General features: G+C 62.3%; 2 pseudogenes. Both read right to left on the reverse strand.

Annotated features, from left to right (window positions below):
• A pseudogene (locus EN750_RS38370) lies at nt 1–268 on the reverse strand (EamA family transporter); the annotation flags it as partial.
• Nucleotides 265–523 (reverse strand): annotated as a pseudogene (locus tag EN750_RS38375) (EEP domain-containing protein); the annotation flags it as partial. The pseudogenes EN750_RS38375 and EN750_RS38370, both read right to left, overlap by 4 nt.

Below are 523 nucleotides of genomic sequence, written 5' to 3' on the forward strand. Positions count from 1 at the left end.
GATAGGTCTGGGCGAAATCGCCGGCCTTGTAGGCGCCGATCAGGAAGGTCCGGTAGCCCATGTGGAAAATGACCGAGGCGATGATGTAGGGCCACACCTCCGCCTTCGGCACTTCGACGAAGGGCAGCACCACGAGTGCCGCCGCGCCCATGCCTAATGTCATCAGCGTGATCGACAGGAAGCGGTCGAGATGAACCTTGACCAGCGCATTCCAGATCGCGTGCATGGCGGCGGCGGCAAGCACTGCGAAGAAGACGAAAAGCGTCATGTGGCGATGCCGGGCGTTTCCAGGTCGATGTCGGCCCGCAGAGGGAAATGATCCGACGCAACCTCGCCGATGTCGGCACTGATCGAGCGCACGCGCCCGGCCAACATACCGCCGACGAAGCAATGGTCGAGCCGGCGTTTTGCCAGCTTGCCGTCGATGGTCTTCACATGGGTGTGGAAATCTGGAGCCTGCTCGCTAGCAACAGCGGCGGCATCGACAAAGCCGTCGAGATAGGCGGCACCCCGATGGTAGGGC

The organism is Mesorhizobium sp. M7A.F.Ca.ET.027.03.2.1, from assembly GCF_003999175.1.
Classification (GTDB): domain Bacteria; phylum Pseudomonadota; class Alphaproteobacteria; order Rhizobiales; family Rhizobiaceae; genus Mesorhizobium.